At 56.2% G+C, this 21523-nt stretch carries 23 protein-coding genes; 10 read left to right on the top strand and 13 right to left on the bottom strand.

Going from position 1 to position 21523, the window contains the following annotated elements; genetic code table 11:
• The 3 genes from BJL95_RS24305 to BJL95_RS21680 all read left to right on the top strand — a co-directional run.
• Positions 1 to 273: excalibur calcium-binding domain-containing protein (locus BJL95_RS24305; RefSeq protein WP_139306344.1), on the top strand; the 273-nt coding region annotated here is incomplete at its 5' end.
• Positions 274 to 331: 58 nt separating this feature from the next.
• Positions 332 to 610, top strand: coding sequence for a YceK/YidQ family lipoprotein (locus BJL95_RS24300; protein ID WP_083385911.1), 279 nt, complete (start codon positions 332 to 334; stop codon positions 608 to 610).
• Positions 610 to 936 carry a hypothetical protein gene (locus tag BJL95_RS21680; protein WP_071160365.1) on the top strand — a complete coding sequence of 109 codons (327 nt, stop codon included), beginning with the start codon at positions 610 to 612 and terminating at the stop codon, positions 934 to 936. Before BJL95_RS24300 ends, BJL95_RS21680 begins: the two co-directional genes overlap by 1 nt.
• Positions 937 to 2080: 1144 nt before the next feature.
• Here the strand turns inward: BJL95_RS21680 and BJL95_RS21665 are convergent.
• Positions 2081 to 3724: a methyl-accepting chemotaxis protein gene (locus BJL95_RS21665; protein ID WP_071160698.1), complete on the bottom strand. Its 1644-nt coding sequence runs from the start codon at positions 3722 to 3724 to the stop codon at positions 2081 to 2083.
• Positions 3725 to 4168: 444 nt separating this feature from the next.
• Between BJL95_RS21665 and BJL95_RS24295 the strand changes: the two genes are divergently transcribed.
• On the top strand, positions 4169 to 4483 hold the full coding sequence (locus BJL95_RS24295; RefSeq protein ID WP_083386205.1) for an HNH endonuclease: 315 nt from the start codon (positions 4169 to 4171) through the stop codon (positions 4481 to 4483).
• Positions 4484 to 4648: 165 nt separating this feature from the next.
• Here BJL95_RS24295 and BJL95_RS21660 read toward each other — a convergent pair whose 3' ends face one another.
• The gene (locus tag BJL95_RS21660) at positions 4649 to 5146 is read right to left on the bottom strand and encodes a DUF3016 domain-containing protein (protein ID WP_083386204.1); all 498 of its coding nucleotides are present in this window, start codon (positions 5144 to 5146) and stop codon (positions 4649 to 4651) included.
• A gap of 736 nt (positions 5147 to 5882) precedes the next feature.
• On the opposite strand from BJL95_RS21660, the gene BJL95_RS21655 reads away from it, so the two are divergent.
• On the top strand, positions 5883 to 6977 hold the full coding sequence (locus tag BJL95_RS21655) for an L-dopachrome tautomerase-related protein (RefSeq protein ID WP_083386203.1): 1095 nt from the start codon (positions 5883 to 5885) through the stop codon (positions 6975 to 6977).
• A 165-nt stretch (positions 6978 to 7142) separates the two neighbouring features.
• Here BJL95_RS21655 and BJL95_RS21650 read toward each other — a convergent pair whose 3' ends face one another.
• On the bottom strand, positions 7143 to 8078 hold the full coding sequence (locus tag BJL95_RS21650; protein WP_071160696.1) for a LysR family transcriptional regulator: 936 nt from the start codon (positions 8076 to 8078) through the stop codon (positions 7143 to 7145).
• 556 nt (positions 8079 to 8634) lie between these two features.
• Here BJL95_RS21650 and amoA point away from each other — a divergent pair.
• The 4 genes from amoA (at position 8635) to BJL95_RS21630 (ending at position 12960) form a co-directional block, all read left to right on the top strand.
• Positions 8635 to 9387: a bacterial ammonia monooxygenase, subunit AmoA gene (gene amoA / locus BJL95_RS21645; protein WP_071160695.1), complete on the top strand. Its 753-nt coding sequence runs from the start codon at positions 8635 to 8637 to the stop codon at positions 9385 to 9387.
• An 11-nt stretch (positions 9388 to 9398) separates the two neighbouring features.
• Positions 9399 to 10637, top strand: a complete 1239-nt coding sequence (gene amoB / locus BJL95_RS21640) for a bacterial ammonia monooxygenase, subunit AmoB (RefSeq protein ID WP_071160694.1) — start codon at positions 9399 to 9401, stop codon at positions 10635 to 10637.
• Between the two features lie 15 nt (positions 10638 to 10652).
• A complete protein-coding gene (amoC, locus tag BJL95_RS21635; RefSeq protein WP_071160693.1) occupies positions 10653 to 11426 on the top strand; it encodes a bacterial ammonia monooxygenase, subunit AmoC in 774 nt (257 codons plus the stop codon).
• Between the two features lie 280 nt (positions 11427 to 11706).
• Positions 11707 to 12960 carry an MFS transporter gene (locus tag BJL95_RS21630; protein WP_254786874.1) on the top strand — a complete coding sequence of 418 codons (1254 nt, stop codon included), beginning with the start codon at positions 11707 to 11709 and terminating at the stop codon, positions 12958 to 12960.
• Positions 12961 to 13231: 271 nt separating this feature from the next.
• Here the strand turns inward: BJL95_RS21630 and BJL95_RS21625 are convergent, their stop codons facing one another.
• The 7 genes from BJL95_RS21625 to BJL95_RS24925 form a co-directional block, all read right to left on the bottom strand.
• The gene (locus tag BJL95_RS21625; RefSeq protein WP_064025579.1) at positions 13232 to 13696 is read right to left on the bottom strand and encodes a cytochrome c; all 465 of its coding nucleotides are present in this window, start codon (positions 13694 to 13696) and stop codon (positions 13232 to 13234) included.
• A gap of 65 nt (positions 13697 to 13761) precedes the next feature.
• Positions 13762 to 14469, bottom strand: coding sequence for a cytochrome b/b6 domain-containing protein (locus tag BJL95_RS21620; protein WP_064025581.1), 708 nt, complete (start codon positions 14467 to 14469; stop codon positions 13762 to 13764).
• Between the two features lie 15 nt (positions 14470 to 14484).
• Positions 14485 to 15378: a dienelactone hydrolase family protein gene (locus BJL95_RS21615; RefSeq protein WP_071160692.1), complete on the bottom strand. Its 894-nt coding sequence runs from the start codon at positions 15376 to 15378 to the stop codon at positions 14485 to 14487.
• A 169-nt stretch (positions 15379 to 15547) separates the two neighbouring features.
• A complete protein-coding gene (locus BJL95_RS21610; protein WP_071160691.1) occupies positions 15548 to 15961 on the bottom strand; it encodes a biopolymer transporter ExbD in 414 nt (137 codons plus the stop codon).
• Entirely contained in the window at positions 15961 to 16719 is a 759-nt protein-coding gene (locus BJL95_RS21605; protein ID WP_071160690.1) for a MotA/TolQ/ExbB proton channel family protein, read from the bottom strand. Before BJL95_RS21605 ends, BJL95_RS21610 begins: the two co-directional genes overlap by 1 nt.
• 8 nt (positions 16720 to 16727) lie before the next feature.
• Positions 16728 to 17540, bottom strand: coding sequence for an energy transducer TonB (locus BJL95_RS21600; RefSeq protein ID WP_071160689.1), 813 nt, complete (start codon positions 17538 to 17540; stop codon positions 16728 to 16730).
• A gap of 15 nt (positions 17541 to 17555) precedes the next feature.
• The gene (locus tag BJL95_RS24925) at positions 17556 to 18032 is read right to left on the bottom strand and encodes a hypothetical protein (protein ID WP_139306373.1); all 477 of its coding nucleotides are present in this window, start codon (positions 18030 to 18032) and stop codon (positions 17556 to 17558) included.
• A gap of 423 nt (positions 18033 to 18455) precedes the next feature.
• Between BJL95_RS24925 and BJL95_RS21590 the strand changes: the two genes are divergently transcribed.
• Positions 18456 to 19520, top strand: coding sequence for a sigma-54-dependent Fis family transcriptional regulator (locus BJL95_RS21590; protein WP_064025592.1), 1065 nt, complete (start codon positions 18456 to 18458; stop codon positions 19518 to 19520).
• A 315-nt stretch (positions 19521 to 19835) separates the two neighbouring features.
• Here BJL95_RS21590 and BJL95_RS21585 read toward each other — a convergent pair whose 3' ends face one another.
• From BJL95_RS21585 to BJL95_RS21575, 3 genes are all read right to left on the bottom strand, one after another.
• Positions 19836 to 20018, bottom strand: coding sequence for a hypothetical protein (locus tag BJL95_RS21585; protein WP_071160687.1), 183 nt, complete (start codon positions 20016 to 20018; stop codon positions 19836 to 19838).
• A 74-nt stretch (positions 20019 to 20092) separates the two neighbouring features.
• On the bottom strand, positions 20093 to 20776 hold the full coding sequence (locus tag BJL95_RS21580; protein WP_071160686.1) for a Fe2+-dependent dioxygenase: 684 nt from the start codon (positions 20774 to 20776) through the stop codon (positions 20093 to 20095).
• A 3-nt stretch (positions 20777 to 20779) separates the two neighbouring features.
• Entirely contained in the window at positions 20780 to 21490 is a 711-nt protein-coding gene (locus BJL95_RS21575; RefSeq protein WP_071160715.1) for a PepSY-associated TM helix domain-containing protein, read from the bottom strand.
• Positions 21491 to 21523 lie beyond the last annotated feature (33 nt).

Below are 21523 nucleotides of genomic sequence, written 5' to 3'. Positions count from 1 at the left end.
TATAAGAAATCAGGATATAGATTTATTCCAGTTCTATTTGTACTCGCAGCCGTTGCAATCTTCAGCAAGTTTGCGAATCAAAATGGCTCTAGTGGTCAGCCGGTATTGCCAATTGCTGAACCCGAAAAACCCATTCAACATTTTCAGTGTCAAGGTAAGGTGTATTGTTTGGAAATGGGGTCGTATGAGGAAGCTGTTTTTTATCTCCGGAATTGCCCTGGTACGAAGATGGACGGTGACAATGACGGCATTCCTTGTGAGCAACAGTTTTAGCTTATTTGACGTGATAAGCTGAATGGCAGGTTGAAGGCAATCATATGACAGGAATAAGTTGAAAACATTCGAGAATATCGTCATCTGTGTTTTTTGCAGTGTGGGACTGTCCGGCTGCGCAACGTTCAAGAGCTTAAATGCCGAAGTTCCGTTGTATGAGCGCGTATTCATCTACTGCGGCACTCGGCTGAATTGGGCAGCGTTAGAAAACGACAATGCGACTATCCGAAAATTAAAGGCTGAACCACCAAGCTATCCGCTCGTTGATCTGCCTTTTAGCTTTGCAATGGATTCAGTGTTTTTACCGTTAGCGATCAGTGCGGAGATTTTTCACTGATGGGCGATAAGACTGAAGCGTTTTGTCGGCAGACGCTAATCGTCTCCGGTCAAAATCCGCAAGCGCTGCCGCCCAGCCTGGATGTCAACGAAGCCGTGGCCGATTTTACCGCGCTGGATCAATTACGCCCGCGCCTGCATCGCTTGCGGGATTTGTTGAGTCGCGGCGAGGATACCGACATGGCCCTGGGCAGCGATATTTACAATTTTAGTTTGGATGCCTATGCCTCGTTAAAGATTGCCGGCAAGGGCGCCGCGTTGGAAACGCTGCGGCAAGCAATGTCGGTCCGTTTTAATCGCGGCGCTAAACCGAAAGCGGCTACCTAAGGACTGCCAATCGCCGAAAATCCTGCATTACGCGGCGAGCCGGCCGGCCCGACTCGCCGCAAACCGTTTTAACCACGCCGCGACCGCTGATTGGGTATCGGGTTGGCCGCCGGAGCAGCGCTTTCAACGCGAATCCGGCAATTAACGCGGTTCCCAGTCTTGATCGCAACGCAAAAAGTCTATCCCGCAACACTAAAAGTGATTCTCGCAACGCTTCGAGCAATACACGCAAGGCTCCAAGCCTTGCGGGCAAGGCAAATAGTGATTCCCGCAATGCTAAAAGAGTTGCGCGCAACGCTCCGAGCAATACACGCAAGGCTCCGAGCCTTGTGCGTAACACTAAAAGCTTTGCGGGCAAGGCAAAAAGTGATTCCCGCAACACTAAAAGAGTTGCGCGCAATTCTCCGAGCAATATACGCAAGGCTCCGAGCCTTGCGCATAACACTAAAAGCCTTGCGGGCAAGGCAAATAGTGATTCCCGTAATACCAAAAGAGTTGCGCGCAACGCTTCGAGCAATAAACGCAAGGCAAAAAGCGGGACGGACGGGGATTTTCATTTACGGCGGCAAGTATGTTGCCGTTCAGGCTTCGATAGGACGCTTGCATGTTCCGATCAAACCCACTGGCGATTCCGACTTCAAAACCGCCAGGTATTCCGGTCGCAAAGCGGCCGGCGGTTCCAACCCAAAGTCGGCCATCGATTCCGATGCCATTACGCTAGTAAAGAATGACGGCTTTTGGGAATGGCGAATTTCGGCGCTTAGCGAGCGAGCGCGGGGCGAGATTTGCACCCCGCCTCCAGAGGTTTTAGCAATCGCAAATGTCCCCTGAACACACATTCTCAAACGTTACGAGCGGCAGTGAACCATCAGCGGCAATGTGCCGGTTCCCAATCTGGGCTTATTGGGGCGAATGTTTTCCGCAGCCCGAGGAACGGCAAAAATTCGATTCCAATTCTACTTTGTCAGATTTGTTCAAGATCGGCATGCCTGTCGGGAAACGGGCATTCGGTGCCATGATGGGTAGGCTTAAATCCGTCCATGGCGTCCGGATTCGCTCCGAGCTCTAACGGGTCCTGCGATCCAGGCCGGAATCACGAGGTTTATTCAGTCATCCGACAACGTAGAATTGGCGTCAGACCCTATCAGACCACGGTAAAGCCGGATACGATACTTTCCAAGTTGCGGGCCAACGCCGCCAATTCCTGAGCCGAGCGCGCGGCGCCGCCGGCGGTTCGACTATTTTCGGCGGCGCTATCGGCGATCAGTTTAATCCGGTGAGCCATTTCTCGGGTCGCGGCGGATTGCTCAGCTAGAATCCGAGTCATGTCGCCGATCGCTTCGGCCACTTGTTGGCTGCTATCGCGGATTTCCGAAATCGAGTCGGCGGCCTGGTTCGCCAAGTCAACGCCGTCGCCGACCCGACTGACGCCGGCTTCGATTTCCTTGGCCGCGCGTTGCGTGTTGACTTGGATTTTTCCGACCATATCGGTGATTTCCTGCGTTGAACTGGCCGTGCGTTTCGCCAACTCCCGGACCTCTTCGGCCACCACGGCAAAGCCGCGGCCTTGTTCGCCGGCGCGAGCGGCCTCGATCGCGGCATTTAGGGCCAGCATGTTGGTCTGATCGGCTATACCGCTAATGATGTTGACGATGCCGTAAATTTGCCGGGAAAAGTCTTCCAATTCCTGTATGGTCGTGGCAGTGGATTTGACCGCCGCCGCGACGTTCCCCATTTCGCTGGAGGTCTGATGTATGATGCGGCCGCTGGCGAGCGATAGGTTGCCGGACTCTTCGGCGATTTTATGCACCTGTTTGGCTTGCTGGCCGATTTGCTCAAAGGACACCGACAGTTGTTCTACCGCGCTGGTCATCATTTCCGACGATTCCGCCTCGACTATACTGGCGCGCTCGCTTTGAACCGCGGCGGTCGCCAGCGAGTCGGCGGATAAATTCAAGGTCTTAGTGTTATTGACGATGACGCCGATGATCTCCAACAACCGCAAACGCATGCTATCCAACGTTCTGACCAGTTGGGCAATTTCGTCGCCTCCGGTCGTATCGGATGTCTTGGTTAAATCGCCGGTTTGGATGCGCTCGGCAATCTCCACGCACTGCCGCAACGGCGTGGTAATTGAAATGGTCGCTATTCTTCCCAGCAATAATCCTAGGACTAACGCCGCGCCTATCAGCGCAATCAATATCAATTTACTTTCCGCGTCGGTGGCTTTCAGGTTTTGCAACGATAGTTTAACGTCGCCTTGAATCGCCGTTTCCAGCTTGTCGATTTCCTCGATAAAAGCGTCGAATGCCGCATCGAATTGGGCATCCAGTTGGTGAAACTCGGCCTCTCCCAGGTTTTGGCCCAAGGTCGCGTACCGGTTTTCCAGTGCCGTACGTAAAGTCCGGAACTTTTCGTTTGAAATACTTAATTGGGCCAGCGTCGCGGGATTATCCACCGGGAAGTATTTGCCTTCGGCATTTTCGCCGCCCTTGCCGATCACGTTTAGGTACCATTCGGCCTGATCCATTTTACTCTTAACGACAGTTATGGATTCATTCGCATCGCCACCCATGATTTCTTCGAATTTCAAATGGGCCTCTGTCGCGAGCAATTTGGATTCCATTACCGCATCGACCAAGGGTGCGGCGGATTCGCCGACGTAAATCCCGGTATTACCTACCTTGTCGACAAAGTAAATGCCGAACAGCCCGGTGGCCAAGGTAATCAGGGTGCTTACCAAAAATGCGCCGGTTAGCCGTGTGCCGATACCGATATTCTGAAACATATTCACCTCTAACTAACACGCTTTGCAATTAGTATTGCCGATAAACGGAATTTGCCAATGATAAGCGGGTGATTTCCTTGGATTTACGCCACCCACTCGGCATCGCCGCTGGAGTTTGGCTGATAGCCCTAGCCTAGTGGAATAGACGCTAGAATTGAGGCGAAGTCAGGGCAAGCGGTTTCGCATATGCCCAACTTCTGTTTAACACGCCAACCTGGGGAGCAAGTATGAGTACGACAATCGCTCCGATACCGCTGGCCGAGCATGGTGGAGGCAATTGTGGGCTTTTGGCCGGATTTTTTGCCGAAACTGTTGGAAGCCGCAACAGCTCGTGCCTGGTCCGGGCTGGAGAACAGCTTAGCCGAGAATTGACAAACCACCGTCAGACATGGCCGGTTCCGGGCGTTGCATGTCGTGCTTGGAGTCAACGAATCGGATCGAGAAATGGCAAATAATTGGAACATACCCGCTTGGCTGGAAGCGGAAGTCAGGGCAAGAGACAAGACTTGTGTTTACTGCGGCATTGAATTTACACCGGCCAAGGTGTCTTATAAATCCGCGGCCAGCTGGGAACACATCGTTAACGATGCGACGATTGTCACCAGAGAAAATATCGTTCTTTGTTGCCGTGTCTGCAATGCCAGCAAGGGACCGAAGAGGCTGTCCGTATGGTTGCAGTCTAAATATTGCACGGAGCGAGGTATCACGCCGGCTTCGGTGAGTCCAATAGTCCAACAGGTAATTGCCAATGGTCAATAAGGCCACGGGTTACCCGGCGCTCAAAGGACGCTCCCCTCGGTTATTTACCCTTGGCTTTGAGGTGGGTCGCTTGCGAAATCCGATGAATCTTATCCTTGAACTTACCGGGGTGCGGGCGGTACCGTTTGAGCAATTGTCGCCTCCACGAAGCGGTCAACAGCGGTGCTAACGTTTTCCAAAGCTATCGGCGAACCATCGATCCAGCATCGCCTTTTCGTAACGCAAGGGATCGTTGTTTGGGTAGCGTGCAGAGTCCTGTAGCATCAGGTAATTCAGATCGCTGATCTGTTCCTGCTTCTCGGCTTTGATTTGGCCGTCCGGGCCGTACCAGCGGTAGTTCAATTTGATGCGCGGATAGTATAGGTCGCGGATGAAGCGGGTATTGGTGGCATTGGGCGTTTGCCAGGGTTCGAAGGCGCCGGCCATGTCGATGTCCTCGACCGCCAAATCCAGGCTGTCACCGGCCGGCAAATATTGCCCCGCCAATTTGCGAAAATGCGCTTCGAATTGCTGGAGTAAATCCGCCTGTACTCTTGGGGTAGCGGCGCCGGACAGGGCTAAGTCGGTGTAGTGTTCGGCATTCTCGAAGCGGATGCTGATGTCCGCGCACGCTGCTTGAGCCATGACCAGCATCGGTATTGCCAGCAAGGTAAGTTTTGGCATGGAATTCCCCCGTCATATTGCGGTTATCGTAGCGCCGCCGCACACATGATTCACCCGGCCCTTAAATACCGCTCGCCTGTCGAAGGGCTGGCCAGCCTGGGCTTCGGCCAGCTCGGCCTGAACGGAATACCCGTAATAAATAGGACCGGGTTAATAGGCCAATGTGCCTATCGGTTGCTACTTGCGCGATATCGACCCGGAAATCCGATAAAAATTTCGTCGATGCGCAAATCCAGCCGGGAATTAGCGTTCTAAAGCCGAATACCAATGTCCGCGCGGCTGGTTGGAAGACGCTAGTCAGTCGCCGGAAACTTAAAACAGCCGGCTTCCGCCCGATCATGACCGCCACCAAATGGGCGGGGGCTTGGCAAGGCCATCGTCATAATACCCAAGAGTATTGGCATGCCGGGGTTGGAAATCAACACGCTCCATGGTTCCGATCTGAGCCGAGTCACGCAAGAGTTGGTTGGGCTGGCAATCGGCCACTTTGGGACATTCGAATATTTCAGCGAATTTCGGCAGTAACGCCTGAATCTCACAGGTTAACCCGTACGCTGGAACAAACCAGAGGGAATTCTTATCCCGAACTGATCGAATGAAAGCACGGTTTTGGCAAGATTAAATACTCAAATCGTCATCAATGTATTGAATGATGCGTGATTAAATTATGTCATTTAACAATGGTTTAACGATCCAGTATGGTGTTGTCCAACCCAACAACATACCGGAGAGGGTAGTGAATCTTGTAACTCTATTTTGCGCGGCCATGGTGTTTGCGACCAGTGACGCCTTGGCTGACGGCGACTCGAATTTTGATGTATTCGCCAACCTCGATACCGGGCCGGGCAATGTCACGGCGACAGCCAACGGCCGGATCATCATGAGCCAACATCAGTTTTATCAACCGCAATACACCGTGGTTGAATACAAGGATCAAGCCTTGCTACCTTTTCCAAATAAGGAAATGTCCGCGGCCGATTCGACTGCGCCGATCAAGCTCGACTCGGTGCTGGGTATCCGCTCCGACAGCAACGGTATCGTCTGGATGCTGGACAACGGCATGCGCAGCGGCGTGACGCCCAAATTGGTCGGCTGGAATACCAAAACCAACAAGCTCCAGCGCTTGATTTATTTACCCGCACTGATCGCACCCAAGGATGCGTTCGTCAACGACTTTGCGTTGGATGCTAACCACAATCATGCGTTTATCAGCGATCCGGCGGGTGGTGCGAATGCCGCCTTGATCGTGGTCAACTTGTCTACCGGCGCCGCTCGGCGGGTGCTGGAAGGGCATAAAAGCGTGGTGCCGGAAAACGTCGATTTGGTCATCGACAATGTGCCGATTCAGGTGAAAACGCCGTCGGGCGAATTGGTGAAACCGCATATTGGCGTGAATCCCATTACCGAGGATTTAGCCAACGAATGGGTTTATTTCGGGCCGATGCACGGCCTTAGTCTTTACCGGATTAAAGTGGCGGATTTGATCAACGAGTCGTTAATGCCGCAAGAACTTGCACAGCGGGTTGAACGCTATAGCGACAAACCAATCTCGGACGGCATCAGCATTGACGAGAACAACAATATTTATCTAGGCGATCTGGCCAATAATGCGATTGGCGTGATCGCGCCTAACCGACAATACCGGCAATTGGCGCAATGCCCAAGATTGTCTTGGGTCGATTCCTTCAGTTTTGGCGCTAACGGACAACTCTTTGCCGTCGTTAATCGCTTACATCGTTCGGCGACGTTGAATGGCGGCGATGATCAATCCAAACCGCCGTACTTTTTGTTGAAGGTAAAGTCCTTGGCCGCAGGCCTACCAGGACGTTAAAGATTGGCTATGTTAGCGTTAATAGTTGAATGAGATCGAAGCCGTCATCCCGGCATGGATTGCCGGGATCCATGGCACAAGGATGTGTTGAAACTTCGCCGTCCGTGGCTTCTGGGCCCCGGCAATCCATGCCGGGGCGACACCAACTACTAACGCGAACATAGCCTAAAGATTGATTTGGGATGCGCTTATTTCCCGGCCTATGCTGCTGATTTGCTCACGCAACCAGCCATGGGCCGGGTCTTTTTCCCATAGCGGATGCCAAATCATCGCCAAATCGTAGTCCGGCAAACTGACCGGCACCGGTAATACTTGCAGTGGCAGCAGTTTCTGGAATGCCACGGCCAAGCGATAGGGTAAGGACAAAATCATGTTGGACTGGGCGACAATCAAGGGTGCCGATAAAAAATGCGGTACGATGAAGTTAATCCGGCGCTCCAAGCCCAACTCAGTCAATTTCTCGTCTATCACTCCCAATTTATCACCGGTTCTGGAGATCAGCATGTGCGTGGCGGCCAAATACGTCTCCAGCGACGGTGGCGCTTTTATGCTGGGATGATCCTGCCTAACCACGCACGCCATGCGATCAATGAATAAATGTTCGCAGTACAAATGCGCCGGCGGATTCAATACCGAGGCAAAGCCCAACACCACATCCAGGCTACCGTTTTCCAACTGCGCCAACGGAAACGCAGATTCCGTGCGTTTGACATGAATATCCACGCCCGGTGCCGACTGCTCAATCGATTGCGACAACTCGGGCAAGATCAAAAACTCCATGTAATCGGTCGCGGCGATGGTGAAACGGCGCTGACTGGATGCCGGATCGAAGGCTTGCGGCGCCTCGAGCAAGCGTTCCATTTCCTGCAAAAGGCTACGTACCGGCTCCACCAATGCCAGTGCCAATGCCGTCGGCTGCATGCCGGCGGGCGACTTAACCAAGACCGGATCGTTCAATTGCTGACGTAAGCGATGCAGGGTATGGCTCATCGCCGACTGGGTGACGAACATGGATTCCGCCGCGCGGGTGACATTGCGCTCGCGCATCAATATATCGAAAGCCAGCAGCAGGTTTAAGTCGAAGGTGCGCAGGTTGGCCATGTGGATGTTCCTCAATGAATTCTAAGGATATCGTTGAAAATAACTTCCCGCAGGCCGGGTACATCGTTCCCAGGCTTCGCGTGGGAATGTAACCTGAACCGCTCTGCGGTTCGGGACGCTAGAGCATCCCAGAGCAGGTTCCCTCGCAGAGCATTGCTGCCACTAAGTTAAGAATAAACACGTCGTTCCGGCAGGGATTGCCGGAACCCAGAAGCCAAGGACGGCGAAGGCCTTTCACATCCTTGTGAACTGGATACCGGCAATCCATGCCGGTATGACGGCTTAACTTAATGGCAGTGACGCAGAGCAGGGGAACCATCAGTGAAGTCGGCTGCATACTAAACAAAATCGCTGCTGGCCAGCATGAACAGTCTTGATGATAACGGATGAAATTTGACCATTTCACAGCTCATCAAATTCTCCTTACCTTATATCGCGAGCGTGTCGTTCAACCTATATGACGTTACTCCCCCAAGGGTAGTTTTCGGTTGGCGACACGCCCAGTTTCGATGGCTATCGCCGTCATTTACTACAAAACGTTACGGGGGAAGCACACATGTCCGCACAAATTCCTATTTCAACATTTAAACCTTATCGGGGCGAAAAAGCCCGCTTGGCCAGAGCTTACGATTATCTGATCCTGGTGCTGGCCCTATTCTTATTCATCGGTTCGTTTCATCTACATTTTGCCCTGACCGTCGGCGACTGGGACTTCTGGGTCGATTGGAAAGATCGGCAATGGTGGCCATTGGTCACGCCGCTGATCGGCATTACCTTTCCCGCCGCCGTACAGGCGGTGTTGTGGGATAAGTTCCGACTGCCTTTGGGGGCTACGCTGTGCGTCGCGGCCTTGTTGCTCGGCACCTGGGTCACCCGAGTGTTTGCCTATCACTACTGGAATTTCTTTCCGATTAACATGGTGTTGCCGGCGACCATGGTGCCGGGCGCGCTGGTATTGGATACCTTGTTGATGCTGACCAACAGTCTGACCATCACCTCGATTTTCGGCGGTGCTGCGTTTGCCTTGTTGTTCTATCCCACCAACTGGCCGATCTTCGGCATGTTCCACCAAGCGGTCGAGTATCACAATAGCCAGCTGACTGTCGCCGATTTGTTCGGTTTTCAATATATCCGCACCGGCATGCCGGAATACTTGCGCATCATCGAGCGCGGCACCTTGCGCACCTATGGCCAGTACGCCACACCGTTGGCGGCATTTTGTTCGGCGCTGTTATGTTCATTGATGTATCCGCTCTGGTGGTACATCGGTAAATGGTTCGCCAATACCAGCTATCTGAAAAGAATCTAAGGAGAACAGTCATGAAATCACTTTTTAAACCTTGGCTGTTGGCAGTGCTTTGCATCAACGTTTTGTTGGTGTTGACTGTACCCGCTGCGCAGGCGCATGGCGAAAAAGCCCTGGAGCCGTTCATTCGCATGCGAACCATACAGTGGTACGACGTGCAATGGTCCACGCAAACATTCAACGTCAACGATGAAGTCAGCGTCAGCGGCAAGTTTCATGTCGCCGAAGACTGGCCGATCAGTGTGCCGAAACCGGAAGCCAGCTTCTTGAATATCTCCACCCCAGGACCGGTGCTGATTCGTACCGAGCGCTACCTGAACGGTAAGCCTTGGACCAACTCGGTATCGCTGGAGCCGGGCGGCGACTACGAGTTCAAGGTGGTCATGAAAGGCCGTTTGCCGGGCCGTTATCACATCCATCCGTTTTTTAATTTAAAAGACGCTGGTCAGGTGATGGGCCCAGGGGTGTGGCTGGAAATCGGCGGCGATCCCGCCGACTTTAGCAATACGATTCAAACCATCAACGGTGAAATGATCGACATGGAGAGCTTCGGCTTTGCCAACGGCGTGTTTTGGCATCTGTTCTGGGGCGCGTTGGCGGCTGCATGGTTGCTGTGGTGGGTGCGTCGGCCCTTGTTCATCAGCCGTTACCGCATGCTGGATGCCGGTTTGGAACATGAACTGATCACCGCTCAGGATAAAACCATCGCCAAGGCGGTGTTAGTCGGCGTGCCGGTATTGGTATTGGCGCTGAATGCCGTCACCGCCAACCAGTATCCGGACGCCATCCCATTGCAAGCGGGCTTGGATCGAATTTTGCCTCTGCCGGCTCAAGTGAATGCCGGCATGGTCAATGTCGACACGCTAAAAGCGGAATACAACGTGGCTCAACGCGCGATGCTGTTGCAGTTTAGTATCGACAATCGCAGCCAAGGCGCGGTCAGGATCGGCCAATTTTCCAGTTCCAACGTGCATTTCATGAACGCTGATTTAGCGAGCGTCAACAGCAAACCCGGCAAGGATGACGTCAGTAATAACGGTCTGAGCTTGAGTGACAATACACCTATCGCCCCCGGCGAACAACGCACCGTCACCGTAGAAGTGCGCGATGCGGCCTGGGAATCGGAGAAGCTGGATGGGCTGATCAAAGATGCGGATAGCCGAGTGGGTGGTTTGCTGTTTCTTTACGACGAGGTGATGGGGAAACGCTATATCTCCAGCATTTCCGCCGCCGTCATTCCCAAATTCAATTAATTCAGGAGAAAAATCATGGCTACCACGACAGAACACGTGCGCTTAAGCAGCGAAAACCCCAAATCATTGCCTTGGTATTTGATCGACTTACCCAAATATTTAAAGGGCTTTGGCTTTTTAACTGTTATGTACATCAGTTTACGATTGTATCAGGGCGCTTTTGCGATAGAACACGGTTTGGATTCCACGGAACCAGCGTTCGAACAATACTGGATGCGGCTGTTTTATATCGAACTGGCGGTGATTGCCGCCGTCGCCAGCGGCTTTTGGGGTTACTTATGGACCACGCGCGACCGCAATCTGGATCAACTGGCACCCAAGGAAGAGATTCGCCGCTATTTCACGTTGACGATGTGGATCAGCATTTACACCTTTGCCGTGTACTGGGCGGGCAGTTATTTTGCCGAACAGGACAACTCCTGGCACCAGGTGGCAATCCGCGATACGCCGTTTACCGCCAATCACATCATCGAGTTTTATTTCAATTTCCCGCTCTACGTGATCCTGGGCGGCTGCGCCTGGCTGTATGCCAGAACCCGCTTGCCTTTGTACGCCAAAGGCATTTCCTTGCCATTGACCTTGGCGGTGTTCGGACCCTTCATGATTTTGGTCAGCGTCGGCTTCAACGAATGGGGCCATACCTTCTGGTTTAGAGAGGAATTCTTCGCCGCGCCGATTCATTGGGGCTTTGTGATAGGTGTTTGGTTTGCATTGGGTGTCGGCGGTATCTTACTGCAAGGGGTAACCCGACTGATTGAACTGCTGGACAAAATCGAAGACGCCGAATAAGTCTGCTTACTATTAACCCGGCCCTTAAATACCGTTCGTCCTGAGCCCTTCGGCTGCGCTCAGGAGAGCCTTGTCGAAGGATGCGCCACATCAGGCTTCGACAGGCTCAGCCCGAACGGTGTACCAGTGTTCGATGGGGCCGGGTTAACAATGAATAATCGCTTCCCGTCCACCCTTCGACAAGGCTCTCCTGAGCGCAGCCGAAGGGCTCAGGGCGAACGGTAAAGCCTATATGTGCCCCGCTTTAAACGGAAAGCCTCACAATTAAAACCACACGACCATGTTTCAGCCAAAGTCCGATGTCATCATGCCCAAGAGTCGTTCCGATTCAGTTCACTATGCCTGGGTAGTTCTCGCGGTCACGTTTCTGTGCTTGTTTGTTGCATCGGCGCTGCGTTCTGTTCCAGGGATCATCATGATGTCCCTGGAACAGGAGTTTGCCTGGAACAGAGAAACCATTAGCGGCGCGATTTCAGTCAACCTGCTGTTATTCGGCCTGGCCGGTCCCTTTCTAGGCCGATTGATGGATGTCTACGGCGCTAAACGGATCAGTGTTATCACGTTGATTTTGTCGGTAGCAGGCGCCGGTGGCAGCGTTTTTATGCAGGAATCCTGGCAACTGTATTTATTTTGGGGATTGCTGATTGGCGCAGGTTCGGGCGGCACTTCCATGATTATGGGATCGGCGTTGATCAATCGCTGGTTCCATAAACACCGGGGGCTAGCATTAGGCATATTGGGGGCCGCCTTTTCCTCCGGTCAGTTGGTGTTTACCCCGGTGCTAATGCAGATCAATGTTCATGATGGCTGGCGCGCGGCGACGCTGTTTATCGCCGTGGCGTTAGGTTTGGTGGCTTTACCGTTGGTGATGAAATTTTTAAGAGACGATCCCGAATCCAAAGGCCTGTCGGCCTATGGCTACCATAGGGTTCACGGAACAGTGCTTAAGCCTGATCAAAATCCCATGCGCTCGGCCATGCGCAGTCCGCAGTTCTGGTTGTTGGCCTTGAGTTTTGGCATTTGCGGATTAACCACCTCCGGCTTATTTCAAACTCATTTGATTCCACACGGCATCGAACACGGCTTCACCGAAATGACCATGGCAATGTCGTTAGGGGTCATGGGCGCGGCCGATGTGTTCGGCACCATTTTATCCGGCTGGTTATGCGACCGGTACGGCAAGCGCTGGCCGCTGGCGTTTTATTACGTCGTCAGAGGCGCAACGCTGATACTGCTGCCCAGCATCGATACGACCGGGCAGTTAATGCTGTTCTCGATTATTTACGGCATGAATTGGTTGTCGACCATTCCGGCAACCTCGGCCTTGACCGCAGATTTATTCGGCAAACAAAACGTCGGTGTGGTTTTCGGCTGGATTTGCTTTGCTCATCAAATCGGAGCGGCCATTGCCGCCTACAGTGCCGGGTACGTCCATAGTCTGATCGGTGACTACCACCTAGCTTTTGTGGCGTCCGGCCTGTTTGCTTTTGTTGCAACCGGCATCGTTGTTTTTATAAAAGAACCCGGCGGCTAAAAATGAAAATATTGCTGACATAGGCTCAAATGAGGTGACTGGCAGCATGGCTCGTAACAAGACGCTCAAGTGCAGATGTAATTTCCCGCCGGCGGTCGGTGTTTCTTGTAAGCGAGCGTTTAAAACGATGGTGGAGAGGCGGGGACGGGTTAGATGGGGCAATGCGAGCGGATCGGACGGTGCCATCGTTTGAGGGTGGCGGGCGGCCAACCCTCGAATGCAAATAGCCCGGAAAGCCGCCCGTCTGGGCTGATTTCCGGGCGAGGCGGTTTTATTCTCTAACCCGGATCAAGTCGTGGCAACTTTTGCACGACGCGCCGAGTTTACCGAATTGCGCTTTGATATCCGCAACATCGCCGTCGTCGGCGACCTTTTGCAATTCGTTGGCTTCCTTAATAAAAGTGGCTTCCAGTTCTTTGACTTCCGCTTGTTTTTGAAAATATTCCGGCTTCAGACGGGTGGGTTTCCAGCCGGTGCCTTGATCGGTGCCGGGGCCGTACAACTGTTCCAGAATGCCGGAATTGGCGGCGGCCGCGATGGCGTTGGCGGCGGCTATCACTTGATCTTTGTTGAAGGTTTCCGGGTGATCGACGGCCTGAGCCTTGATTTTCGCGGTGTTCCAGCCCAGGAAGGAATAGGCGGATTGGCGGAAACGGATTTGTTCTTCTATCGGCCCGGCCAGTGCCGCCGTGGTGACGGCGCTCAGCGCCAGTGCGATAGCCAGTTGGGATTTCATGCGTTGCTCCTATGGGTGATAAAAACTCGGTGTGGGGTTTCGTTCGGTGAAGCCGGGCCTGCGCCTCAGCGTCCGCCGGCTTGCGCCGACCGCACGCCGGCCAACGGCGGCAAATAGCGCAAGGGGTCGCCGCCCCAGACGCTCCAGACCACCGTCGCGGCGATCAGCAAACTGGCGGTCAGCCGCAAGACGCCGGCCGGACGTGCGTCGGCCGGGGCCAGCGAGCGGGGCAGGCGCTTCTTGCCGGTCAGCATCGGCACGACCAGATCGGCTTTTTTGACGCGTTGGTAAAACGCAATCGCCGCGACGTGGGCGCCGACTAAAAACAGCAGGACGTTAACGCTACGGATATGCCAGCCGCTGAGTTTGTCGCTGAAATCCTTGTCGATCAGATCGAACAGCGGGCCTTCGAAAGCGATGTCGTCGTTGGCGAACAAACCGGTACCGACCAGCACCGCCAACACCGTCAGCAACGCGAACACCGCCAGCGCGCCGGCCGGATTGTGACCGACGCCTTGCCAGTCGCCCCGGACGTAAGCCAGCAGGCGGGACAGCGTCGGGAAAAAGTTGACGAAGCGGGCGTGGGTATTGCCGACAAAGCCCCAGAGTAGGCGGAACACCACCAGGCCGAGGGTCAGGCTGCCGAAGCGGCCGTGCCAGTCGGTCCATTCGCCGCCGGCCTTGCCGGTCAAATAGGCACCGGTGACCGCCAATACCAACAGCCAGTGAAACAGCCGCAACGGCCAATCCCAGACATGTACTTCCACTTTCACGTGAACCTCCGCGCGTTAGCTGTCGCGTAAATAAGCGTTGAAGAAGGCGACGGTCCGGTCCCAGGCCAGTTTGGCGGTACCGGCGTCGTAACGCGGCGTCGTGTCGTTGTTGAAACCGTGCTGGACGCCGGCATAGGTATAGGCTTCGTAATTGGTGCCGGCCTTTTGCAGGGCCGCTTCGAAGGCCGGCCAACCGGCGTTGATGCGGTCGTCGACACCCGCGTAGTGAATCAGCAAGGCCGCCTTGATCATGGCGACATCCTCGGCCGGCGGCTGGGCGCCGTAGAATGGTACGCCGGCGGCCAAGTCGGGCAATCGGGTCGCTAGGAAATTGACGATGCCGCCGCCGTAACAAAAGCCGACCGCGCCGAGTTTGCCGTTGCCGCCCGGCAGCTTTTTCAGGGCTTGCGCGGCGGCCAGAAAATCGTTTTGGGTTTTGGCTTTGTCCAGTTTCTGGAACAGTTCCCTGGCCTTGTCTTCGTCGCCCGGATAGCCGCCCAGCGTGAACAGTGCGTCGGGCGCGAAGGCAATGAAGTTATCCAGCGCCAGTCGGCGGGCGATATCTTCGATATGCGGGTTCAGCCCGCGATTTTCGTGGATGACCAACACCACCGGCAGTTTGCCCTTGGCGTTGGCCGGTTGCGCCAGATACCCGCGCACCTTGCCGTTGCCCTGCGGCGACGGGTATTCCAGGTAACTGGTTTTGATGCGCGGATCGTTGCCGGCCACCTGCTGGGCTTGGGCGAAGCGCGGGTTCAGCGCATCCAGCAAGGCCTCGGCGGTCAGGCCGAGCAGGGCGTATTTGGGGACCGAGGACAGGAACTCGCGGCGGGAAATATCGCCGTGGACGTATTCGTCGAATTTTTTCAAGGCTTCCGGGTGGAAGTCGTTGGCGGTTTGGCGCGCCATGCAGCGTCTCCTAAAAACAAAAAGCCATCCCGGCGCCGGCCCAATGTCGTTAAGTTAAGCCGTTCGTGGTGAGCTTGTCGAACCATGAACGGCTTAACCATTCGCCCTTCGACAAGCTCAGGACGAACGGTCAAACGGCATTAGGGGCTGGCCGGGGTGGGAGGTGCGGTTATTGGGGAGCGGTCAATACCGCCAGTTTGGTGACGCCGGCCCGTTCGATCGCGGCCATCACCTTGGCGACGACGCCGTATTGCACGCCGTCGTCGGCATTCAGGTTCAGCGCCAGTTCCGGATCGGCGGCCTTGCGGTTTTTCAATTCGGTTTCGACCGCATCGACCGCGTATTCCTGTTTGTCGATGAAGACTTTGCCGGTGGCGTCCACGCTCAGGTAGACGGCGGCTTTTTCCTCGGGCGGCGCGGTTTCGGCGGTCTTGGGCAGATTCACGTGGACCGCGTTGGTCAACAGTGGGGCGGTGACGATGAACACCACCAGCAGCACCAGCATCACGTCCACCAGCGGGGTGACGTTGATTTCACCCATCACGTCGTCGTCGCCGCCGTTGTCTTTGGTATTGATGGCCATTAAGCGTGCGCCTCCTTCGCGATTAAGTCTTCATGAGCGGCATCGCGGGTTTTTTTGCCGCCGCCGATTTCAGTCAGTTTGGCGGGCTTCGCGGCGCTGGCGCGCTCGATGACGAAGGCGTTTTTCAGGGCCAGATGCACGAAGTCGATCGCGAAGTCGTCCAGGAAGGCCCAGATCACTTTGTTGCGGCGAATGAAGAAGTTGTAGCCGACCACCGCCGGTACCGCGACCGCGATACCGACCGCCGTGGCCACCAAGGCCTCGCCGATCGGGCCGGCGACCACTTCCAGACTGGCCGAGCCGCTTTTGCTGATGTTGGTCAGCGCGCCCATGATGCCCCACACCGTGCCGAACAGTCCGACGAAGGGCGAGATGCTGCCGATGGTGGCCAGCACGGCCAGGCCGCTTTCCAACGAGCCGCGCTCTTTTTGCATTTGCTGGCGCAGACGACGATCCAGCAGCTCCTGGCGGTCCCAAGTGTGTTCCAAATCGTGGGTCGAGGCGCCGCTGTCGGTTTCGATCAAGGTCGAAAATCCGATGCCCGCCACGCGGGCCGCCGGGCCCTGCTGGTCCTGGAATTGGGCGGCGGCCTGAATGTCCGGCGCGCCCCAGAAGCGCTTGCTGAAATTGCGGTTGTGGTAGGAAATCCGGATGTGCTGGATGCCCTTGATCAGGATCAGCGCCCAGGTGATCACGGACGCGCCGATCAGAGTGTTCAAAGTGCCGTCAACGATGACGGAGGTGGCGATATCGGACATGAAGTACCTCAAGATAAGTTAAAAGTAATCGGAACGGTCACGTAGCCGGCGACCGGCGTGTCGCCGCGCTTGGCCGGTACGAAGGACCATTTGGAAACGGTTTTGACCGCCGCGTCGTCCAGTACCGCTTGGCCGCTGGATTTGACGACGCTGACGCTATCCGGCTTGCCGTTGGGTTGAACGTGGACCTTCATCAGCACTTTGCCTTCCCAGCCGCGTTCCTGAGCGATTTCCGGGTATTCGGGCGGCGGATTGTTCAGGTAGTCGGCGCCGGCAGTCGGCGGCGTGATCTTTTCCTCGACCACCGGCGCCGGCGGTGCCGGTGGAGCAGGAGTCGGCGCGGCGTCGACGATAGGCGCCGGCGTCGGATCGGGTACCGGCGCTTGCTGGACAACCGGCTTCAACACCGGCTTGGGTTTTTCCTTGGGCGGCTTGAGCGGCACGACCTTGGGCTTGGGCGGCGGCGCTTGCACGATCGGCGGCGGCACCACCGGGCGCGGCCGGCTCAAGGTAATTTGCACCTTGGGTTCCGGCTTGGGCGGTTCCACGAAATCCTGCTCCAGCGACGCGCCGCGAAATTGGTCCATCGCCGCGCTGTGAATCAGCACCGATAGCACGCCCAGCAAGACATAGTCGAACCATTTGTGGTCGCTGGTCGCGCTACGGTATTGAAAGCCTTGCAAAGCGCCGGCCAGCGGATTCAGCGCCAGCTCGCCGGCCGCCGCGCCGGTCGGCTCCAGCGGTAACAAACCGCCGGCCTGCCAGTTCGACCCGGCCGCGAGCGGCTGGAAATGGTGGCGTGTCGCGAAAAGATTGCTCATGTCGATATTCCTCGTTCATCGGTACGCATTGCTGTGAAAGTCGGCGCGGGGCTGGGTTCTCTGGCGGAGACCTTGCCGGTACCCGACTCGCCGGGCGTTAGCTCGTTCGACGCGGCGCGTATCAAGCACCACCGCATCGGCGCGGATTTCGGCCGACTTCGCAACGACTTTCGCACGAGGCGTGCCAGCTTGCGCGAATCGCCGCCGAGAGGATGGGTTTTGTTCGGCGAGTTTGGCAGCAAGGCATTGATTTCTAATGGATACTTTATCCTTGGCCGCCGCCGCGCCCACGGTGCCGGACGACACGGTGGAGCGGATCGCGGCTGGGTTCGGTGCTGAACAGGCACCAGATTTTTGGTCTTTCTGTTTGTTGGGTGTTGCTGGATCAACAGTTGCTCGAATCGGGGCTGTTTGACCGAATGAGGTCTGGTCGGTCGCGAATTTAAGCGCCCGGCGCGGGACAGGTTTGGTCGCCGCTAAAGCGCCGCCCATCTGAAAATGTCGGAAATATGCCCGCCAAGCGGTATTGCCCAATCGTGCGCTATTTCGCTAAAACACAAATTCGCTCGTGGGAGCGGTTTCAGCGGCGATTGAGGCCGGCCGGGGTTGGGCAAGGACTTAAAGCACCTCGCGCGCGGCAAGCCAAACATGGGCAACGCATCGGCCCGCCATCCCCGCGCTGTAAGTTGTTTATCTGTAAATTCGATTTAATTTTCGAAAATTAACGTTTTATTCGCTATATGACCGGCTTGTATATTGATTCCGGAACAAGAATCACCGTTTTGCGGGTTTCGAACCGTTGCTCGAAAGTGCCGCGGCATCGGTGCCGGCATGTGCGCGGCGCGAAGGCGCGGTTCGGACGACTTGTGAACTATTTGATATGCGATGCAACGCTAGCCGGAATCCGGGGGACTTATGACTTTATTGGCTTTTGACGAACAACAATCGCGCTCGCTGGCCTTGTCGGTCAGGGCTAGCGCGTTGGTCTTCGAAGACCCGGTATCGCGGCGCTTGCTGGAACAGATCGAACGGATCGCGCCCAGCGACGCGACGGTATTGATCATCGGCGAAACCGGCACCGGCAAGGAGCTGGTGGCCCGGCATATTCACGCCTTGAGCAAGCGCCACCGGGAAACCTTCGGCGCGTTGAATTGCGCGGCCTTGAGTGAAAACCTGATCGAGAGCGAATTGTTCGGCCACGAGCGCGGCTCGTTTACCGGCGCGCTGTCCACCAAGTTGGGCTGGTTCGAGACCGCCAACAAAGGTAGCTTGTTTCTGGACGAAGTCGGCGACTTGCCGCTGGGTTTGCAAGCCAAATTGCTTAGGGTCCTGCAGGAACGCGAAGTGGTCAAGGTCGGCTCGCGCCATCCGGTGCCGGTGGACGTACGCATCATCGCCGCTACCAACGTCAATCTGGAAGACGCGGTCGCCGCTCAGCATTTCCGCGCCGATTTGTATTACCGCTTCAACGTCGCGACGATCCAGTTGGCGCCGTTGCGGGAACGGCCGGGCGATATCTTGCCGCTGACCGAACATTTCCTGAAGATATATGCCGATCGCCTGGGTTACGGCGACGTCAAACTGACCCCGGCAGCCGAAGTGGCGCTGTTGAATTACGACTGGCCCGGCAATATTCGAGAACTGGAAAACGCCGTGCATCGAGCCTTGCTGGTGTGCCCCGGCAATCGGCTGCGGCCGGAGGACTTCAAGTTGTCCGGGGTGCGTGTCGCCGAGCAAAGTCCGTCGATTTCGACGGTCTCGTTGGAAAACGCGCTGCAGCGTTTGTTCGACCAGACGCCGCCCAAGTTGTTTGAAATCATCGAGGAAACCGTGATTCGCTCGGCTTTCGAATACTGCGAGCGGAATCAGGTGCAAACCGCCAAAATGCTGGATATCAGCCGCAACGTGCTGCGCCACAAATTGGGCTTGTACGGCATGCTGCCCGCCAGCCGTCGGGTCAGCGAGCAGGAAGTCGCTTAAGTCATTCTCCGCGGTTCGACGCCGGTGGCGAGCCCGTACATCCCGGACCGATCAACTTCAAAGGTGTTGGCTGGCGTGTTGACATCCGGCGTGCGGGTCTACGGTTGAGAGTATGTCGGTCGGCATTTTGCGCGGCAGGTCGGGCCTAGATAACACAATCAGAAGCGCGGCGACGATGACGGCATATCGGCGGCGGAGAGCTATTTGGACGATCCGCACGGCGCTTGGGTTTGAGCGCAGGCCGGCGGTGGTGCAGGGCCTCGGTCGGTGGGCGGTCGCTCAGCACGTGCTGCCGATACGGCAGCAGGCGGCGGGTCAGCGGCTGCGGTCGTCGAGATCCGCGTAGAGAGTGTCCACCAGCGTCTTAAACCAACGCGGGCGAAACAGCGATACGTACAAGCCGATCGAACTGGTGATCGGAATCGGGCCGATGCTGAAGACCATGAACAGGATGAAGACCAGCGCGCATTTGATCCGGGTCGAGGTGGATGGGGTCATCGGCGTTCTCCGAAGTGGTCGATGTGACCGGGACACTACGCCGGACGCCAGCGAATAGCAAGCGGCGCTTGGTTTCAGACCTCGGCCCACATTCTGAGCAGGTTGTGGTAACAGCCGGTCAGATTGACGGCGGGCGCGGTATCGCCGCGCGTGGCGCGCAGTTCCAGGATGGCCATATCCATCTCGAACAGCAAGCGGCGCTTTTCGGTCTCGCGCACCATGCTTTCTATCCAGAAGAAACTGGCAATACGCGCGCCGCGAGTCACCGGTTCGACCCGGTGCAGGCTGGAGCCGGGGTATAGCACCATGTCGCCGGCGGCCAGTTTCACGGTGTGTCGGCCGTAAGTATCTTCGATGACCAGTTCGCCGCCGTCGTAACTGTCCGGATCGGTCAAAAACAGCGTGGCCGACAAGTCGGTGCGCACCCGTTGGCCGGTGACCGGACAATGGCGGATCGCATTGTCGATGTGGTCGCCGAAGGTATTGCGCTCGCCGGCGTAGCGGTTGAACAGCGGCGGGAAAATTTGCTTGGGCAGGGCCGCCGACAGAAACAGCGGGCTTTGGTTGAGAGCGTCCCGCACGATGGTCCGCAGCGCCTGGCTTTGCGGACTTTGTTCCGGCAGCTGATCGTTGTTTTTAACTTGAGCCGATTGGCTGCCGGCGGTAATCCGGCCGTCGGTCCACGGCGCGTCGGCCAACAGTTCTCGGCATTGTTGCAAGGCCTGGACCGACAGCACTTCCGGTATTTCGATCAGCATCGCTTAGCCGCCTATCGCTTGCAGGATAAAAAAGGTCGCGAGAGTTAACGAGCCGAAACCCAGCCCGGCGGCGGCCAAGCGGCTGCCGTGCAGGCGGGTCCAAAGCAGCGTACCGGTCAAGCTCAGCAAGATCAGGCCGCCGGCCAAGGTATCGATCAACAATACCCAACCGACCCCCATGCCGGTGCCTTTGTGCAGATTGTTCAAGGTTTGCAACAGGTTCGCGTCGCTTTGCTTAACCGTGACGAAGGCGTTGCCTTCCCAATAGTCCGCCGACAACAGGTGCTGCGGGTTGCGGATGTTGATTTGCCAGGACGCCGGTTGTTGAACCGGCTGATCGTGCCAAATCAGGGTTCGGGCCGGTTCGCGGCGGATTCGGGCGAGGTGGGTGTCCACGCTCAAGGTTTGCCCCAACCACGCGGCCAGCGCCTTCGGGTCGGCGGGGCGGGGGTCGGGCAGCGCCAACTGGATTTCCCGAGGCTCCATGCGGCCGATCGGAATTTTCATCACGTCGCGGTGGTTCAGCAGGATGCCGGTAAAGCCGAACAATAGCCCCAGCGAGGCGCCCCACAGACCGAACCAGGCGTGGGTGCGGCGCAGCCATTTTAAAAAAGCGCCGCGCGAGAGCGAGTGGGGCAGGAATAAATAGCCGCCGTTCGGCTTGTGTTGCGGGCGGCGAGCTGGCGTTGCGGTGGTGTCGGCGGTGGTATTCATGGGCGGGTCGTCGTTAAATTGGAAAGGTTTGCG

It is taken from the genome of Methylomonas sp. LWB (genome assembly GCF_001856095.1).
Taxonomy (GTDB): domain Bacteria; phylum Pseudomonadota; class Gammaproteobacteria; order Methylococcales; family Methylomonadaceae; genus Methylomonas; species Methylomonas koyamae_A.
The sequence above is the reverse complement of the archived record's forward strand: the minus strand, read 5'-3'. Positions and strand labels throughout refer to the sequence as shown.

Excerpts from the sequence above, each read along its gene's own strand:
- BJL95_RS24925 (WP_139306373.1), bottom strand. The coding sequence starts at position 18,032 with ATGGGCGGCGCTTTAGCGGCGACCAAACCTGTCCCGCGCCGGGCGCTT.
- BJL95_RS21680 (WP_071160365.1), top strand. The coding sequence starts at position 610 with ATGGGCGATAAGACTGAAGCGTTTTGTCGGCAGACGCTAATCGTCTCC.
- BJL95_RS21600 (WP_071160689.1), bottom strand. The coding sequence starts at position 17,540 with ATGAGCAATCTTTTCGCGACACGCCACCATTTCCAGCCGCTCGCGGCC.
- amoC (WP_071160693.1), top strand. The coding sequence starts at position 10,653 with ATGGCTACCACGACAGAACACGTGCGCTTAAGCAGCGAAAACCCCAAA.
- BJL95_RS21585 (WP_071160687.1), bottom strand. The coding sequence starts at position 20,018 with ATGACCCCATCCACCTCGACCCGGATCAAATGCGCGCTGGTCTTCATC.
- BJL95_RS21615 (WP_071160692.1), bottom strand. The coding sequence starts at position 15,378 with ATGGCGCGCCAAACCGCCAACGACTTCCACCCGGAAGCCTTGAAAAAA.
- amoA (WP_071160695.1), top strand. The coding sequence starts at position 8,635 with ATGTCCGCACAAATTCCTATTTCAACATTTAAACCTTATCGGGGCGAA.
- BJL95_RS21665 (WP_071160698.1), bottom strand. The coding sequence starts at position 3,724 with ATGTTTCAGAATATCGGTATCGGCACACGGCTAACCGGCGCATTTTTG.
- BJL95_RS24295 (WP_083386205.1), top strand. The coding sequence starts at position 4,169 with ATGGCAAATAATTGGAACATACCCGCTTGGCTGGAAGCGGAAGTCAGG.
- BJL95_RS21605 (WP_071160690.1), bottom strand. The coding sequence starts at position 16,719 with ATGTCCGATATCGCCACCTCCGTCATCGTTGACGGCACTTTGAACACT.
- BJL95_RS21580 (WP_071160686.1), bottom strand. The coding sequence starts at position 20,776 with ATGCTGATCGAAATACCGGAAGTGCTGTCGGTCCAGGCCTTGCAACAA.
- BJL95_RS21650 (WP_071160696.1), bottom strand. The coding sequence starts at position 8,078 with ATGGCCAACCTGCGCACCTTCGACTTAAACCTGCTGCTGGCTTTCGAT.
- amoB (WP_071160694.1), top strand. The coding sequence starts at position 9,399 with ATGAAATCACTTTTTAAACCTTGGCTGTTGGCAGTGCTTTGCATCAAC.
- BJL95_RS21660 (WP_083386204.1), bottom strand. The coding sequence starts at position 5,146 with ATGCCAAAACTTACCTTGCTGGCAATACCGATGCTGGTCATGGCTCAA.
- BJL95_RS21590 (WP_064025592.1), top strand. The coding sequence starts at position 18,456 with ATGACTTTATTGGCTTTTGACGAACAACAATCGCGCTCGCTGGCCTTG.
- BJL95_RS21575 (WP_071160715.1), bottom strand. The coding sequence starts at position 21,490 with ATGAATACCACCGCCGACACCACCGCAACGCCAGCTCGCCGCCCGCAA.
- BJL95_RS21625 (WP_064025579.1), bottom strand. The coding sequence starts at position 13,696 with ATGAAATCCCAACTGGCTATCGCACTGGCGCTGAGCGCCGTCACCACG.
- BJL95_RS21610 (WP_071160691.1), bottom strand. The coding sequence starts at position 15,961 with ATGGCCATCAATACCAAAGACAACGGCGGCGACGACGACGTGATGGGT.
- BJL95_RS21630 (WP_254786874.1), top strand. The coding sequence starts at position 11,707 with ATGTTTCAGCCAAAGTCCGATGTCATCATGCCCAAGAGTCGTTCCGAT.